The following is a 14547-nucleotide window of genomic DNA, read 5'->3' on the forward strand; positions in this document are numbered from 1 at the left end:
TCTGGGAGCGCTCCCAGATCAAACACCAGCGGCTGCACCCTGTCAACTGCAAGGCGTTCCGAGGGCTCCTCAGCGCCGGATATGGTTGCCCCATGTCCGAGGTCCGATCCGCTCGTCAGCGCGCCACGATCCAGGACGTCGCCGACGAAGCGGGGATGTCGCGCGGCACCGTCTCACGGGTGCTCAACGACGAGCCGTACGTGTCCCCGAAGGCGCGCGAGGCCGTGCAGGACGCCGTCCGACGCGTCGGCTACGTGCGCAGCGCCGCCGCCCGCAGCCTGGTAACCCGGCGTTCCGGGGCGATCGCGCTCATCGTCCACGAACCCTCGGTCGTGGTGCTCGACGACCCCAACATCGGCAACATCCTGATCGGCACGAACGCCGTGCTGTCCGACGCCGACCAGCAGCTCGTCACGATCATGGTCGACTCCGCCCGCGACAGCGAGCGCGTGGTCGAGTACCTGCGCGGCGGGTTCGTCGACGGCGCCATCGTGCTGTCCGCCCGCGACGGCGACCCGATCACCGGCGCGATCGAGGAGATCGGCATGCCCGCGTGCTTCGTCGGGCACCCGTCCGACGCCGCGAACATCTCGTACATCGGCATCGACAACCGCGCCGCAGCCGAGCAGATCACCCGGCGCCTGATCGACACCGGTCGACGCCGGATCGGGATGCTCGCGTCCGGGCTCGACCGCGACTCCGGCCAGGACCGTCTGGCGGGGTTCACCGCGGCACTCGGCGAGCGCTTCGACCCCGACCTCGTCGCCAGGAACCCCCTGTTCAGCTACACCGCCGGCGCCGAGGGCATGCGCGAGCTGCTCGAGCGCGCCCCGGACATCGACGGGGTGTTCGCTGCGTCCGACGCCGTCGCCGCCGGTGCCATGGACGTCCTGCAGCGCAGCGGCCGGAGCGTGCCGGGTGACGTCGGAGTGGTCGGGTTCGACGACAGCGCCTGGGCGCTGCGGTGCGACCCGCAGCTGTCGACGGTCCGGCAGCCGGCGCGCCTGCTCGGCGAGCAGGCGGCGCACCAGGTCCTCGAGCAGATCGGCGGCACCGACGACGGTCCACGCGGTCTGCTGTTGCCGACCGAGGTCGTCTGGCGCGGGTCCGCGTAGCCGGCCACGAATGGACGGGAGGCCCGTGGCGGCGTCGCCACGGGCCTCCCGTCCGTCCATGGGTGCGTCCGGCACCCGGCCAGGTCAGCCCTGCGGGGGCGAGTACAGCTGCAGGTCGTTGCCCTCGCTGTCCTTGAAGGGGATGATCTTGCCCCACGGGTGCTCGCTGATCTCGCCCTGGATGTCCGCGCCGCGCTCCTTGAGCGCGGCGACCTCGTCCTCGATGCTGCCGTCCGGCTGGAACGACACGACGGCGCCGCCGTCGCTCGCCTGGCTGGCGGACTCACGCCCGTTCAGGCCGATCATCAGGCCACCGGCGTCGATCTCGCTCCAGTCGTCGGACTGGTCCTTGACGGTGAGACCGAGCGTGTCGCGGTAGAACGCGACGGCGCGCTCCATGTCGCTGACCGGGACCCAGACTGCTGCGACTCCACTTGCCATGGTGTTTCCTCTCGTCGTGGTGTGCCGTGGACGGTAGGCAGCGCTCGTGCGCGGGGGCACAGGCTCGGTGTCCCCCGGTGCCGGGTCAGCCGGCCGCCGGACGCCACATGCTGATCGGGGTCGCCGCTCGGAACCCCGCGATCGGCGCACCGTCCGTGAACCCGTGCCGTCGGTACAGCCGACGGTTCACCGGGGTGGAGGACTCCAGGTACGCGCCGTCCGACGTCCGGTCCGCGCGCTCGAGTGCGTGGCCGAGCAGCAGTCCGCCGATGCCCCGACCACGCGCCGACGCCGACACCCCGATCTCGGCGAGGTACCAGTGCGGGGTGACCGGCCGGGCGCGCTCCATGCGGCGCAAGTGGGTCAGCGCATGGAGCGCCCCGCTGATCCCCAGGGCCCGGAGGAACGCCGGCACCTGCCGCACGAAGGCCCGGACGCCACCGGGCTGCCGACCGGGTGCCTGCCAGAAGGCGGCGCCGACCACCCGGTCACCGATCGTGGCGACGTCCACCTGACGCGCGGGCATCGGCACCGACCGGATGAGCGCGGCGAACAGCCCGGTCAGCACGGCCGGGCGGTCCTCGCCGGGTCGCGGCGGCCGGAACTCGGCGAGCACCGGGTCGTCGGCGAAGGCCTCGGCGAGGACGGCTGCGGCCGCCTCGAGCTCGGCGGGTCCTGCTGCTCGGACGACGGTCTCCATGCTGACTCCTCGGGTGCTCGCTGATTTGGCCACTTGGCCGACTTCATCTTCGCGGCCGGTCCTGCACGCGCCCCGTACGCTTCCTGTGATGACCGACGAGCAGCAGACGCGCGGGTACCGCAGCCGACAGGACCGGCGTGCGGAACTGCTCGACGCCGCCGCCCTGGTCGTGCGGGATGACGGCCTGCGCGGCCTCACCACCCGGGCCGTCGCCGCCCGAGCCGGCGTCGCCCACGGTGTCGTGCACTACGCCTTCGGCGCCCGGCGCAACCTGGTCGTCGCGCTGCTCGAACGGCAGGCGCGTGCGGTCCTGCCGCCGGTGCTCGCGGCCGCCGACGAGCACGACGACCTCGCCGCCGCGCTCGAGGCGGGGATCTCGGCCTACCTCGACCTGGTGCGGCGCGAGCCCGAGCGGTTCCGGGTGCTCGAGGCCCTCAGCGCGACGGCCCTCGCCCCGGACGGCGACGGTGACCTGCTCGACGCCGAACGACGGCTCTGGCGCGACGGCGTGGTGGCCGGGATCGAGCGCTGGACCGCGCGGCACGGGGCGGCGCCGTCCGAGCCGGTGCCCGTGGTCGCCGACGCCGTGATCACCCTGGTGGACGGGCTCGCCCGCGCCGCGTGGAGCGATCCGGACGGCACCGCGACCGCACGATCGCGGGCGTTGCTGGTGCGCGGATTGACCACCGCGGTGAGCGCCGTCGTGACCGCCGCCGTGACCGCCGAGCACTGACCTGCAAACCGACCGGGGAAGCGCTCCGAATGTCATGTGTGCCGCACACTGCGGCGCGTACAGAAAAGAGGGCTGATCATGACCAGCAGCGCAGCAACCGCACGTACCACCTCCGGTTCGACGTGGACCCAGCGGGGCGCGTTCGTCTTCGGTGTCGTCTTCCTGATCGTCGGCATCGCCGGGTTCATCCCCGGACTCACCATGGACATGGGCTCGATGTCCATGGCCGGCCACGGCTCCATGGCCCTGCTCCTGGGCCTGTTCCAGGTGTCCGTCCTGCACAACATCGTGCACCTGCTCTTCGGCATCGTCGGGCTGCTCGCCGCCCGCCGTGCAGCCTCCGCACGCCTGTACCTCGTCGCCGGCGGCATCGTCTACGCGGTGCTCTTCGTCTACGGGCTCTTCACCGCGGGCATGGCCGGTGGCGCGAACTTCGTGCCGCTGAACAGCGCGGACAACGTGCTGCACGCCTTCCTGGCCGTCGCGATGATCGTGCTCGGCTTCGTCCTGCCGCGGATCGGGACGCGCACCGCGCGCTGAACCGCAGCACACACCGGACGGGAGGCCCGTGGCGACACCGCCACGGGCCTCCCGTCCGTCGTCAGGGGCGTCCGTCGTCCGCGTCGACGACACCCGGGGTCGGGGTCGTGCCGGTGAAGGCGTCGCGCATCGCGCCGACACCGCGCTGCGGGTGGGCGCGGTCCAGGTACTTCGCCCGCGACTGCTTGCGCGGTTCCGGATCGGTGCGCATCGCCTGGTTCCGGTCCTGCTGCAGCGCGCTGTCCACCTCTCCCTCGCGGTTGAACGACCACATGAGCATCGGATCGCCGATCGGCAGGTCGTGTGCGGGCTGCGAGCCCATCGGGGTGCTGTGCCAGGTGTGCCAGGTCTTGCCGTACGAGTTCACCAGGTGCCCCATCAGCTCGGTCTCCACCCCGATCGGCAGGCCCGGGGCGACGAGTTCACCGGAGAACACCTCGTGGTTGTGCGGGTGCCACGACGCCTGCTCGTCCTCGGGCAAGGAGTCGAAGAGCCGCTCGGACACGATGTACTCGATGCCGATCAGGTTCGCATCGGCGGTGTTGCCGTCGAAGAGCACGCACTGCAGCATCTCGGCGTTCACCACCTTGCAGAAGTGGTGCGCCTCCATCTGCACGTCGGGCTCACCCTTCACGCAGTGGAAGCCGACCACGTAGACGTCGAAGCCCCGCAGCGGCGCCGAGGTCTGCAGCACGGCGGCGCCGCGGTCGAGCAGGGCGAGCTCGAAGCCGCCGGCCGCTCCGGGCGGGGTGACACCGGTCTTCCGGTCGTGCACGGTGGGGTTCAGGGGCATGGGGGCGTCCTTCCGTCCGCTCGAGGTGGGCGCCATGCAACCCGGCAGCCCCTCGGAACGCTGTGCGGTTGCGGCGTACTGTCCGCTGCATGCCCGCACTCATCGACACGTTCACCCTGTCCAACGGTCTGCACATCCCGAAGATCGGCTTCGGTACCTGGCAGATCCCCTCCGGCTCCGACGCGTACGACGCCACGAAGACGGCCCTCGACCTCGGCTACCGCCACATCGACACCGCCCTGGCGTACGGCAACGAGGCGAGCGTCGGCGAGGCCGTCCGCGACAGCGGCATCCCCCGCGACGAACTCTTCATCACCACGAAGCTGCCGGCCGAGATCAAGACGGCCTCGGGCGCCCGCGACGCCTTCGAGGAGTCGAGCCGCAACCTCGACCTCGGGCACGTCGACCTGTACCTGATCCACGCGCCGTGGCCCTGGAGTGACATGGGCTCCGACCACCGCGACGGCAACGTCGAGGTCTGGAAGGTCTTCGAGGAGCTCTACGACGCCGGCCGCACCAAGAGCATCGGCGTCTCGAACTTCGCCGTCACCGACCTCGAGGACCTGCTCGGCCGCACGGACGTCGTCCCGCACGCCAACCAGATCCGCTGGTTCATCGGCAACACCCAGGACGAGACGACCGCCTTCGACCGGGAGCACGACATCCTGACCGAGGGCTACTCCCCGCTCGCCACCGGCGGACTGCTCGAGAACGAGCAGATCGCCGAGATCGCGGCGAAGTACGACAAGACCGTCGCCCAGGTCGCGATCCGCTACCTGCTCGAGAAGGACGTCCTGCCGCTCCCGAAGTCCACGACCCCGTCGCGCATCGCCGAGAACGCCGACGTCGACTTCGTGCTCGCCGCCGAGGACGTGGCCGCGCTCGACGCGCTCGAGGACACCGCGAACTGACGCGGCCCCACCCCGGACTGGAGGCGCGGCGCCAGCTGGCACCGCGCCTCCGGTCGACGCACGGCCAGGTCACGGGCGAGCCTCACCCGCCGTGCGTTCGCACCGTGCCTCCGTCCGCGTCGACCGTGCTCAGCCGGAAGGGCTCGTACCGGTCGTAAGTCACCGCTCCAAGCTATCGAAGACTGCACCGCGTGTGGTCTTGTTGGACGATCGACTACCGGTCGCGCGAGCGGTAGGCAGCTGCGATGCAACGCTCTCTCTGGTGACCGCCCCCCAGGCTCACCCCCTTCCCCCTATGCTGTGTATATATACAGGTTGCGATGGACGCGGCCGGACGCGAGGGGTGTCATGAAGCTTGGTTTGGGTTCACTCGGAGTGGTGCTGACGGGGGCGTTGGTTCTGGCAGCGGCTGGTCCTGCAACTGCGGATGAAGCGCTAGGGCCGCAGGAGAATGCGCTGCGCCGGGCGCTTTCTGCGCAACAGTCCACGCCGGTGTCGTCGACCGCGCCGGCACTGAGCGGGCAACTGGAGCGCGATGGCGCCGCCGTCTCTGCTCCGGCCCTGGGGCAGGAGCAGCTGACGATTGCACTTCCCGGAGACGAGCGTGACGGCGAAGCCAACGGCGACCTCGCGCTCGAAGTCACTGAGGGGGACGATTTCTCGACCGCCGTCCAGGCGACGGGCAGCGGTACTTTCCGGGCACTACTGCACATCGAATCAGCGGCAGCACCGACCGAGTACGCGTTCGAGGTCGGAGACGACACTGAGCTCATCCCGCTGGAGGACGGCGGTGTGAGCGTACGCAACCGAGATGGCGATCTCATCGGGTTCTTCGAGCCCGCCTGGGCGGTGGACGCAGCAGGTGGAAGCGTTGCTACTTCCTACGAGGTTCGCGATTCAACCCTCGTGCAGCACGTGGCGTTCACGTCCAGCACGGCCTTCCCCGTTGTCGCAGACCCGTTCTGGATCCCCGCACTGCTGGTAATGGCACGTATCAGTGCTCATGCCGCTTCGCGGGCCGCTGCCCGCGGTGTGAGCCAAGCCATGATCAAGCAGGTTGTTCAGAACGGCAAGAAGACGGCGGGGAACAAGGGCACCTCCGTCTTCACTCAGGGCTCGGGTAAAAACAAGATTCGGGTGATCGTTGACAACAAGACCGGCAACGTCATCACTGTCACGAAGGGCTAGACCATGCGCATCACCTACGACCAGACCGTGGACGCGGCGTACATCTCGCTCGTCGACGAGATCGCAGACGGAGCTGTTGCACGGCAGCTGCACTCCCTGGCTACTCCCGGCGAGCTCGGGGAGGTGACGCTCGACTTCGACGAGAACGGGCTGCTCCTCGGGATCGAGGTTCTGGGCGCCACCAAGGTGCTGCCGAAGGAAGTCCTCGCAGCCGCTCAGGCCTGACGCCATCCGAAGGGGCCGCGACAACCTCCTGTCGCGGCCCCTTCGGTGTTTCAACTGAGCGTGTGAGCCCCGACGGGCGTGCTGCTGAACGACCGGCTGTCTCTCATGGTCGATGGTTGAGGAGCTTCGTCTCAGCTCAGGCCCGCGCAGGAGCTGGTGAGACCCTGCGCGACAGTAGCCCCGCAGCCGCGACAACAGCGGCAGTACGTCGCGCCTCCAGGTCGGTGTCCGGAACCGGTCGATCGTTCGCCGGGTGCGGGGGCCGCGAGCATCGGACGCTGTCCCGCATCAGGGGCTCGCCACCCCATGACACGTTCGCCCGCTCAGCGCTCTGCGGTGTCGTACTCGAGGAGTCCGTCGTCTTCCAGCCGCTGCAACCGGTCCGCGAACCGGTCGGCGGCCGCGTCGCCTCGGATCGCTACTCCTGTGATCGAGCCCCACGTCTCGACGGCGCCGCCGAATTCGTGGATGACATCGTGAGCGATGCGGAAGGCGCTTTCATCACGAGGACTGATCCTGAAGACCCAAGACTGCCCCCGGTCGACACGTCCTCCGTACTCGAGCTGTCCGGTCGAAGTGTTCTCGACCGTCTTGATGATGTCTCCGAGATGGACGTTCTTCGCGAACAAGGGGACGCAGCTGACAACGTTGCGGCCGTCGTCGAGGACGATGATCGTCAGGTCTTCGTAGCGGATCGTGTCCCACGACGGGTCAAGCTCCACCCGGACGACCTTCTCGACGCCGAGCACTGGGTTCTCGTGCGTGACGACGGTGTAGTCCGGCATTCCTACGATTCCTTTCCCCTTCGAGCTGGTCGCCTCCGGTCCGTCAGATGGCGCACTTCACCCGATCTTCCGCAGCCCGAGCGCAGCCTTCTTCCGCACCCACGGGCGGTCGTCGGTCAACTTCTCCTCGAACGCCGCCCGCGCTCGAGGGTTCGACCGCTTGCTCAACGCGAACACCGCATGCCCGCTGATGTCGTGGTCGTCGATCAGCTGCAGGAGGACATCGACCGCTTCGGGCCGCTTCGACTTCCCCAGCGCGAGGGCCACCATCTGCCGTGCACGTCCGTACCGAGGATCAAGCGCAAGCGCTGCCACGTCGTCGAAGTACGTGTCCACGTACGCTGATTCGATCGAGGCCCCCACCGCCCAGCGTGTGTCCGCTTCGTCGGTGAAGTTCCGGAACGCATCGATCAGCGCAGGCATGGCCGTGCCCTTTGCCGACGGGTTCGACAGCGCATGAGCGAGGTCCTGTTGCATCGCTGGCGTCCGCGCCTTCCCCAGCCACTCGATCAGCAGGGGGATCGCGTCCTTGTACCGAATCCGGGCCTGGGCGAAGACGGACAGGTTCGAGAAGTCGTACCCCAGCGCACGGAGGTCGGCCAGGATCGCCGACTGCTCGGCGGCTTCTTCTGCAGTGAACGGCATCAGGTCCTCCGGAGTGTGGGGCGGCGACTTCGGTTCACGAGCTGCTGTGCCCCGGCGGGAGGTCGAGGATCGCCCAGACCGTCGTACCCCGCAGGTCGATCGACGCCGCTCTGGCTTGCCGGAAGCGCTCCTCCATGAAGATCGACACGAGGAGCAGTCTCCCGCAACGAGCGGGGTCAGAGCCAGCCGGTCTCGTAGGACAGGAAACCCGGACGCTGCAGAGCTTCCAGTCCCTCTCGGACAGCAGCCAGTCTCTGGGCACCCTCGACCGCGAACGCGACCAGACGTCCACGCGTTTCCACGAGCGCGTCATTCCGCTGCAACAGCTCGAGGAGCGCTGCGGCTGCGTCATCACTCTCAACGAAAGCTCGGAGAACCCAGAATGCGCTTCGTTCGAGAACTGCAGTCGGCGTGGGACCGACTCCCTCACGCTCCTCAAGACGCACTCCATCACCGAGCGACCAGCCGTACGTGAAGAACGGGATGCAGCAGAGCTGGTGCAGGCCGTCACCGAGGTCCCGGAAGAGGAGCTGCTCGAATCGAAGGGGACTCGTCGGCTCTTCAGCGATCATCGCGTCTGCGACGAAGTCGACTCGGCCGGCCCACACCGGGTTCGGGTGCAACGCCCATCGAGCTGGGTCAGGTGCGGTCAAGCGACCTTCTCCAGCGAGACGCCACGAACACACGGGCGCTGGCCCTCGTCGTGGATGGATGACCGCTTCACGCGGCCTGACCGTATCACCCGATCTTCCGCAGCCCGAGCGCAGCCTTCTTCCGCACCCACGGGCGGTCATCGGTCAGCTTCTCCTCCAAGGCCTCGCGCGCTCGCGGGTTCGACCGCTTGCTCAGTGCGAAGACCGCATGCCCGCTGATGTCGTGGTCGTCCATGAGTTGCAGGAGGACATCGACCGCTTCAGGCCGCTTCGACTTCCCCAGCGCGAGGGCCACCATCTGGCGAGCATCGCCGTAGTTCCGGTCGAGCGCGAGCGCTGCCACGTCGTCGAAGTACGTGTCCACGTACGCTGATTCGATCGAGGCCCCCACCGCCCAGCGTGTGTCCGCTTCGTCGGTGAAGTTCCGGAACGCCCCGATCAGCGCAGGCATGGCTGCGCCCTTTGCCGACGGGTTCGTCAGCGCATGAGCGATCACCCCCTGCATCATCGGCGTCCGCGCCTTCCGCAACCACTCGAGCAGCGTCGGCACCGCGTCCTTGTACCGGACACCCGATTGCGCGAAGGCGGACAGGTTCGAGAAGTCGTACCCCAGCGCCCGGAGGTCGGCCAGGATCGCCGACTGCTCGGCGGCTTCTTGTGGTGTGAGCGGCATCAGGTCCTCGGGAGCGTGGGGCGGCGAGCGCCATTCCTTGGTCTCGATCACCACAGGTCGATCGACGCCGCTCCGGCTTGCTGGAAGCGCTCCTCCACGAGAATCGACGCGAAGAGCAGTCTCTCGCAACGAGCGGGGTCAGAACTACCCGATCTTCCGCAGCCCGAGCGCAGCCTTCTTCCGCACCCACGGGCGGTCGTCGGTCAGCTTCTCCTCGAACGCCGCCCGCGCTCGAGGGTTCGACCGCTTGCTCAACGCGAACACCGCATGCCCGCTGATGTCGTGGTCGTCGATCAGCTGCAGGAGGACATCGACCGCTTCGGGCCGCTTCGACTTCCCCAGCGCGAGGGCCACCATCTGCCGTGCACGTCCGTACCGAGGATCGAGCGCAAGCGCTGCCACGTCGTCGAAGTACCTGTCCACGTACGCCGTCTCGATCGAGTTCCCCACCGCCCAGCGCGTACCCGCTTCGTCGGTGAAGTTCCGGAACGCATCGATCAGCGCGGGCATGGCTCCGCCCTTTGCCGATGGGTTCGTCAGCGTACGAGCGACTGCCCGCTGCATCATCGGCGTCCGCGCCTTCCGTAACCACTCGAGCAGCGTCGGTACCGCGTCCTCGTACCGGATACCCGACTGAGCGAAGGCGGACAGGCTCGAGAAGTCGTGCCCCAGCGCTCGGAGGTCGGCCAGGATCGCCGACTGCTCGGCGGCTTCTTCTGGAGTGAACGGCATCAAGTCCTCCGGAGCGTGGGGCGGCGAGTTCGCTTGACGACGGTCATCGGATCGACAGGTCGATCGCGACGACACCGAGCACGAAGGTCAGGACGATGACCACGAGGCCGATCGCCGGCGTCAGCACCCGTCGCCGCACCGTGGGAGCACCGGACCCCCCGATGACCCAGGTCGTGATCGCGACGATGAGTGCGACCAGCGGCACGATGAACTCCGCGACATCGCCGACCGCGTACGAACACCGCATCGTCTCGACGGAACCACACGGCATGTACTGCAGCTGCGCGGCGAGCATCCCCGGCAGGGAGCCGATCGCCACGAAGACCTCGAGGAACACGAGGAAACAGAACGCGAGTCCGAGCAGCCACCAGCCACGGGGACGGCGCCGGACTTCGTCGATGGATGACCGCTTCATGTGAGCCCGACCGTACCGCAGGGGTGACACGGAGCACGGACTCGTAGGGTCGAGTCGTACCGACCGCACACCCGGGTGGGTCTGCGCCCCACGGCAGACCTGACGACGGGAACAGATCGTCCCTGTTGCCGGTTGCACCACACGGTGTCGCAGCCAGTGACACGAGAGCCCAGGAGGCCACCATGACCACCACCGAGACCGCCATCCTCGCCGGCGGATGCTTCTGGGGAGCGCAGCAGCTCCTCCGTCGTCGTCCCGGCATCGTCAGCACCCGCGTCGGCTACTCCGGCGGCGACGTGCCGAACGCGACGTACCGCAACCACGGCGACCACGCCGAGTCGGTCGAGATCGTCTTCGACCCGTCCCAGATCTCGTACCGGGACCTGCTGGAGTTCTTCTTCCAGATCCACGACCCGTCGACGAAGGACCGCCAGGGCAACGACATCGGTCGCAGCTACCGTTCAGCCATCTTCACCACGACCGACGAGCAGAAGCAGGTCGCCCTCGACACCATCGCGGACGTCGACGCGTCGGGCATCTGGCCCGGCAAGGTCGTCACCGAGGTCACCGCGGCCGGCCCGTTCTGGGAGGCCGAGGACGAGCACCAGGACTACCTGGAGAAGAACCCGCACGGCTACACCTGCCACTTCGTGCGTCCGGGCTGGAAGCTCCCGCACCGCGACGAGGCGACCGCGGCCGTCTGACCTGACGACCGCCGCGGATCAGCGCGATCCGCCGAGCAGTTCCAACCAGTCCCCGGGAAGGCGATCCGCCGGCCCGGGGACTGCCTGCGTCACGGGGTGGCTGGTGGGTGCCGCGAGCTCGAGCCCCTCGGAACGGGAGTCGTCGCGGTAGTCCCACGCCCAGGTCTCGCCGGGCTCGTAGCTCTGGATGACCGCGTGCCCGGTCTCCTCCCAGTGCCGCGTCGCGTGCGTGTTGAGGGAGTCGTCGCAGCAGCCGACGTGGCCGCACGCCGCGCAGCGGCGCAGGTGCACCCACCACGAGCCGGTCGCGTCGCACTCGACGCACCCGTCTCCGCTCGGTGCGATCTCGGGGTGGATCATCTCGGCCTGGTCCGTCATGGCCCCATCATGCCTGTGAAGGGCCACATGCGGTCGGGAGGCACGGGGCGGGCCCGCACCGCGCCTCCAGGCCGTCATCGGGTCGCGTCCAGGGCGAGGCGTGGGGCGGTCGTGCGGGTGGCCGGGCCAGGATGGCCCTGGGGCCGACAGCCGATCGGCTCGCAGAGGGAGGACACCGTGGACACAGCGCCGTACTCGCAGCCGTTGCGGGAGTACATCGAACAGCTGCGGACCGAGGGGTACAGCGTCGCGGACGGTCAGACGGCCGACCCGGAGCTGATCGACCCGCACGGCAACCCGGTGCTCACCTGGCAGGACGACTACCCGTACTCGGAGCGCCTGCCGCGGGACGAGTACGAGTACCAGAAGTACCTGCTGCAGATCGAGCTGCTGAAGTGCCAGTACTGGCTCGAGGACACCGGCCAGAAGGTCGTCGTGCTCTTCGAGGGGCGTGACGCCGCGGGCAAGGGCGGCACGATCAAGCGGTTCACGGAGCACCTCAACCCCCGGACGTCGCGGGTCGTCGCGCTGAGCAAGCCGACCGAGCGCGAGCGCGGTGAGTGGTACTTCCAGCGGTACGTGCAGCACCTGCCGGCCGCGGGTGAGATGGTCCTGTTCGACCGCTCCTGGTACAACCGTGCCGGCGTCGAACGGGTGATGGGCTTCTGCAGCGACGACGAGTACGAGTCGTTCATGACCCAGGTGCCGCAGTTCGAGCGGATGCTGGTCGACTCCGGCATCCACCTGACGAAGTTCTGGTTCTCGGTGACCCGGCGCGAGCAGCGGACCCGGTTCGCGATGCGGCAGCTCGACCCGGTGCGGCGGTGGAAGCTGTCCGACATCGACCTGCTGTCGCTCGACCGGTGGGAGGACTACACCGAGGCGAAGACGGCGATGTTCACCCGGACGAGCAAGCGCTACGCGCCGTGGACGATCGTGCGGTCGAACGACAAGAAGCGCGCGCGGCTCAACGCCATGCGGTACTTCCTGACGCAGTTCGACTACCCGGACAAGGCCGCCGACGTCATCGGCAAGCCGGACCCGCTCATCGTCCGCCGCGGTAAGCGGGACGTGGACGTCGAGTGATCCCGCACCGGTGATCTGCCCGCCGGTGATCCCCCGCCGCTGATCCGCCCGCCGACTCGGAACGTTTACACGCCGGGGCCTGCCGTCACGCACTCGAAACAGACGGGCAACGGCGCCGACACAGGGCCGCAAGACACTTGTCGCACTACCTGTCACCCGACAGGTACTCCGCGAAAGGTCTGCAGTCATGCGTTCTCCGCAAGCACCGCTCCACGCACCGCGCGCCACGTCCGACGTCGACACCCAGGGGCTCGCCCGCCTCGGCTACGAGCAGGAACTCCACCGCGGGGTCGGCTCGTTCTCCTCCTTCGCGGCGGGCTTCTCCTTCGTCTCGATCCTCACCACGGTCTTCCAGCTGTTCGGACTCGGCTTCGGGCTGGGCGGTGCTGCGTTCTTCTGGGCGTGGCCGCTCGTCTTCGGCGGCCAGCTGCTCGTCGCGCTGAACTTCGCGCAGCTCGCGGCCCGCTGGCCCATCTCCGGCGCGATCTTCCAGTGGTCGAGTCGCCTGGCCGGAGCCCGGTTCGGGTGGTTCACCGGCTGGACGATGATCATCGGCCAGATCCTCACCGTCGCGGTGGCGGCCATCGCCGTGCAAGCCGTGCTCCCCGCGATCTGGGACGGGTTCCAGGTCGTCGGCGGTCCGGGCGCCGACCCGTCCGTCGCGTCGCCGACCGGTGCCGCGAACGCGGTGGTCCTCGGGCTGGTGATGCTCGCCGTGACGACGATCGTGAACATCACGAGCGTCCGGCTGATGGCCCGCGTGACGAGCTTCGGCGTGCTCATCGAGATCATCGGCGTCGTCGTGCTCATCGGCGCCCTGTTCCTCCTGCCGCACCGCAGCGCCTCCGTGGTGTTCACGACCACCGGGTCGACGAGCACCGAGCCGTACGTGTGGGCGTTCCTGGCGTCCTCGCTGATGGCCGCGTACGTGATGGTCGGCTTCGACTCGGCCGGTGAGCTCGCCGAGGAGACCCACAACCCGCGCCGGACCACCCCGAAGACGATCGTCCGGGCGCTCACGGTCTCCGGCCTCGGCGGCGGGCTGCTCATCATCGGCGCCCTCGTCGCCGCCCCGAGCCTGACCGACGGCAAGCTCGCCACGCAGGGTCTCGCCTGGGTGATCACGTCGACCCTCGGCGACGTCTTCGGGCGCCTCCTGCTCTGCACCGTCGCCGTCGCCGTCTTCGCGTGCACCCTCGCCGTGCAGACCGCCGGCGCCCGGATGGTCTACTCGATGGCCCGCGAGAAGGCGCTGCCCTTCCACCGCACCCTCGCCCGGGTCTCGCCCCGCACCGGCACCCCGATCGCCGCGTCGATCGTCGTCGGGGTCGGCGCCGGGCTGGCCCTCGCCGTCAACATCGGGCAGTCCGCGATCTTCACCGCCCTGTCGAGCCTGTGCATCGCGATGCTCTACCTGGCCTACCTCGGGGTCACCGGGCCGCTGCTGGTCCAGCGGATCAAGCTCCGTCGTACCGGGCTGCCGACCGGGGTGGACGAGGACGGCAAGCCGCTGTTCACCCTCGGTCGCTGGGGCATCCCGCTCAACGCCCTGGCTGTGGCGTTCCAGATCGGCATGGCGATCAACCTCATCTGGCCCCGGCCGGAGATCTACGACCTCACCGGCACCTCGTGGTGGCTGCAGTACAGCGCCCTGCTCTTCATCGGCGGCGTGCTGCTCGTCGGCTGGGCGTGGTCGAGCTGGCGGCACCGCACGCACGGGCCGATCACCCTGGCCGAGGTGCCCACCACCGCGGCGGTGCCCGTCCCCGCAGCCGCGACTGCGGCGAGCCCGACCGCCGCCTCCGTCGAAGCCTGATCCGGAAGGAACCC

The 14547-nt window shown here is 68.9% G+C and carries 19 protein-coding genes; 9 read left to right on the forward strand and 10 right to left on the reverse strand.

From position 1 onward, the window contains the following. Positions 1-92 precede the first annotated feature (92 nt). On the forward strand, positions 93-1115 hold the full coding sequence (locus tag HQQ79_RS02435; RefSeq protein ID WP_173032372.1) for a LacI family DNA-binding transcriptional regulator: 1023 nt from the start codon (positions 93-95) through the stop codon (positions 1113-1115). Between the two features lie 84 nt (positions 1116-1199). On the opposite strand, the gene HQQ79_RS02440 is transcribed toward HQQ79_RS02435, so the two are convergent. Both HQQ79_RS02440 and HQQ79_RS02445 read right to left on the reverse strand, forming a co-directional pair. Further along, a complete protein-coding gene (locus HQQ79_RS02440; protein WP_027467232.1) occupies positions 1200-1556 on the reverse strand; it encodes a VOC family protein in 357 nt (118 codons plus the stop codon). An 85-nt stretch (positions 1557-1641) separates the two neighbouring features. Beyond that, positions 1642-2256 (reverse strand): GNAT family N-acetyltransferase, encoded by a 615-nt coding sequence (locus HQQ79_RS02445; protein ID WP_173032373.1) that lies wholly within the window; start codon positions 2254-2256, stop codon positions 1642-1644. 88 nt (positions 2257-2344) lie between these two features. Here HQQ79_RS02445 and HQQ79_RS02450 point away from each other — a divergent pair, with 88 nt between their 5' ends. Further along, on the forward strand, positions 2345-2989 hold the full coding sequence (locus HQQ79_RS02450) for a TetR family transcriptional regulator (RefSeq protein ID WP_173032374.1): 645 nt from the start codon (positions 2345-2347) through the stop codon (positions 2987-2989). Positions 2990-3067: 78 nt separating this feature from the next. After that, the gene (locus HQQ79_RS02455; RefSeq protein ID WP_027467234.1) at positions 3068-3529 is read left to right on the forward strand and encodes a DUF4383 domain-containing protein; all 462 of its coding nucleotides are present in this window, start codon (positions 3068-3070) and stop codon (positions 3527-3529) included. A 61-nt stretch (positions 3530-3590) separates the two neighbouring features. On the opposite strand, the gene HQQ79_RS02460 is transcribed toward HQQ79_RS02455, so the two are convergent. Beyond that, positions 3591-4322: an OBAP family protein gene (locus HQQ79_RS02460; RefSeq protein WP_173032375.1), complete on the reverse strand. Its 732-nt coding sequence runs from the start codon at positions 4320-4322 to the stop codon at positions 3591-3593. An 89-nt stretch (positions 4323-4411) separates the two neighbouring features. On the opposite strand from HQQ79_RS02460, the gene HQQ79_RS02465 reads away from it, so the two are divergent. From HQQ79_RS02465 to HQQ79_RS02475, 3 genes are all read left to right on the forward strand, one after another. Next, on the forward strand, positions 4412-5233 hold the full coding sequence (locus tag HQQ79_RS02465) for an aldo/keto reductase (protein ID WP_173032376.1): 822 nt from the start codon (positions 4412-4414) through the stop codon (positions 5231-5233). 348 nt (positions 5234-5581) lie between these two features. After that, entirely contained in the window at positions 5582-6421 is an 840-nt protein-coding gene (locus tag HQQ79_RS02470; protein WP_173032377.1) for a DUF4258 domain-containing protein, read from the forward strand. Between the two features lie 3 nt (positions 6422-6424). Next, the gene (locus HQQ79_RS02475) at positions 6425-6646 is read left to right on the forward strand and encodes a DUF2283 domain-containing protein (RefSeq protein WP_027467239.1); all 222 of its coding nucleotides are present in this window, start codon (positions 6425-6427) and stop codon (positions 6644-6646) included. A gap of 323 nt (positions 6647-6969) precedes the next feature. Here HQQ79_RS02475 and HQQ79_RS02480 read toward each other — a convergent pair whose 3' ends face one another. The 6 genes from HQQ79_RS02480 to HQQ79_RS02505 form a co-directional block, all read right to left on the reverse strand. Further along, positions 6970-7431: a DUF4265 domain-containing protein gene (locus HQQ79_RS02480; protein ID WP_071245188.1), complete on the reverse strand. Its 462-nt coding sequence runs from the start codon at positions 7429-7431 to the stop codon at positions 6970-6972. Positions 7432-7488: 57 nt separating this feature from the next. After that, positions 7489-8076, reverse strand: a complete 588-nt coding sequence (locus HQQ79_RS02485) for a HEAT repeat domain-containing protein (protein ID WP_173032378.1) — start codon at positions 8074-8076, stop codon at positions 7489-7491. A gap of 176 nt (positions 8077-8252) precedes the next feature. Then, positions 8253-8729 (reverse strand): DUF4265 domain-containing protein, encoded by a 477-nt coding sequence (locus HQQ79_RS02490; RefSeq protein ID WP_173032379.1) that lies wholly within the window; start codon positions 8727-8729, stop codon positions 8253-8255. A gap of 85 nt (positions 8730-8814) precedes the next feature. Further along, positions 8815-9453 carry a HEAT repeat domain-containing protein gene (locus tag HQQ79_RS02495; RefSeq protein WP_173032380.1) on the reverse strand — a complete coding sequence of 213 codons (639 nt, stop codon included), beginning with the start codon at positions 9451-9453 and terminating at the stop codon, positions 8815-8817. Positions 9454-9546: 93 nt separating this feature from the next. Further along, the gene (locus HQQ79_RS02500) at positions 9547-10134 is read right to left on the reverse strand and encodes a HEAT repeat domain-containing protein (RefSeq protein WP_173032381.1); all 588 of its coding nucleotides are present in this window, start codon (positions 10132-10134) and stop codon (positions 9547-9549) included. Positions 10135-10177: 43 nt separating this feature from the next. Next, on the reverse strand, positions 10178-10549 hold the full coding sequence (locus HQQ79_RS02505) for a hypothetical protein (protein ID WP_173032382.1): 372 nt from the start codon (positions 10547-10549) through the stop codon (positions 10178-10180). A gap of 182 nt (positions 10550-10731) precedes the next feature. On the opposite strand from HQQ79_RS02505, the gene msrA reads away from it, so the two are divergent. Further along, complete coding sequence (gene msrA, locus HQQ79_RS02510) at positions 10732-11253, forward strand: peptide-methionine (S)-S-oxide reductase MsrA (protein WP_173032383.1); 522 nt, start codon at positions 10732-10734, stop codon at positions 11251-11253. An 18-nt stretch (positions 11254-11271) separates the two neighbouring features. On the opposite strand, the gene HQQ79_RS02515 is transcribed toward msrA, so the two are convergent. Next, entirely contained in the window at positions 11272-11631 is a 360-nt protein-coding gene (locus tag HQQ79_RS02515) for a UBP-type zinc finger domain-containing protein (protein ID WP_071245324.1), read from the reverse strand. A 177-nt stretch (positions 11632-11808) separates the two neighbouring features. On the opposite strand from HQQ79_RS02515, the gene ppk2 reads away from it, so the two are divergent. Continuing rightward, complete coding sequence (ppk2, locus tag HQQ79_RS02520) at positions 11809-12717, forward strand: polyphosphate kinase 2 (protein WP_027467245.1); 909 nt, start codon at positions 11809-11811, stop codon at positions 12715-12717. A gap of 187 nt (positions 12718-12904) precedes the next feature. Next, complete coding sequence (locus tag HQQ79_RS02525; protein WP_111024045.1) at positions 12905-14533, forward strand: APC family permease; 1629 nt, start codon at positions 12905-12907, stop codon at positions 14531-14533. The last annotated feature ends 14 nt before the right edge of the window (positions 14534-14547 follow it).

The sequence above is a fragment of the Curtobacterium sp. VKM Ac-2852 genome (assembly GCF_013205045.1).
Lineage (GTDB): Bacteria > Actinomycetota > Actinomycetes > Actinomycetales > Microbacteriaceae > Curtobacterium > Curtobacterium flaccumfaciens.

Coding starts and splice junctions, on each gene's coding strand:
- HQQ79_RS02465 (WP_173032376.1), top strand. CDS start 4,412: ATGCCCGCACTCATCGACACGTTCACCCTGTCCAACGGTCTGCACATC.
- HQQ79_RS02485 (WP_173032378.1), bottom strand. CDS start 8,076: ATGCCGTTCACTGCAGAAGAAGCCGCCGAGCAGTCGGCGATCCTGGCC.
- HQQ79_RS02445 (WP_173032373.1), bottom strand. CDS start 2,256: ATGGAGACCGTCGTCCGAGCAGCAGGACCCGCCGAGCTCGAGGCGGCC.
- HQQ79_RS02515 (WP_071245324.1), bottom strand. CDS start 11,631: ATGACGGACCAGGCCGAGATGATCCACCCCGAGATCGCACCGAGCGGA.
- HQQ79_RS02475 (WP_027467239.1), top strand. CDS start 6,425: ATGCGCATCACCTACGACCAGACCGTGGACGCGGCGTACATCTCGCTC.
- HQQ79_RS02440 (WP_027467232.1), bottom strand. CDS start 1,556: ATGGCAAGTGGAGTCGCAGCAGTCTGGGTCCCGGTCAGCGACATGGAG.
- HQQ79_RS02480 (WP_071245188.1), bottom strand. CDS start 7,431: ATGCCGGACTACACCGTCGTCACGCACGAGAACCCAGTGCTCGGCGTC.
- msrA (WP_173032383.1), top strand. CDS start 10,732: ATGACCACCACCGAGACCGCCATCCTCGCCGGCGGATGCTTCTGGGGA.
- HQQ79_RS02460 (WP_173032375.1), bottom strand. CDS start 4,322: ATGCCCCTGAACCCCACCGTGCACGACCGGAAGACCGGTGTCACCCCG.
- HQQ79_RS02450 (WP_173032374.1), top strand. CDS start 2,345: ATGACCGACGAGCAGCAGACGCGCGGGTACCGCAGCCGACAGGACCGG.
- HQQ79_RS02505 (WP_173032382.1), bottom strand. CDS start 10,549: ATGAAGCGGTCATCCATCGACGAAGTCCGGCGCCGTCCCCGTGGCTGG.
- HQQ79_RS02435 (WP_173032372.1), top strand. CDS start 93: ATGTCCGAGGTCCGATCCGCTCGTCAGCGCGCCACGATCCAGGACGTC.
- HQQ79_RS02500 (WP_173032381.1), bottom strand. CDS start 10,134: ATGCCGTTCACTCCAGAAGAAGCCGCCGAGCAGTCGGCGATCCTGGCC.
- HQQ79_RS02470 (WP_173032377.1), top strand. CDS start 5,582: ATGAAGCTTGGTTTGGGTTCACTCGGAGTGGTGCTGACGGGGGCGTTG.
- HQQ79_RS02455 (WP_027467234.1), top strand. CDS start 3,068: ATGACCAGCAGCGCAGCAACCGCACGTACCACCTCCGGTTCGACGTGG.
- HQQ79_RS02525 (WP_111024045.1), top strand. CDS start 12,905: ATGCGTTCTCCGCAAGCACCGCTCCACGCACCGCGCGCCACGTCCGAC.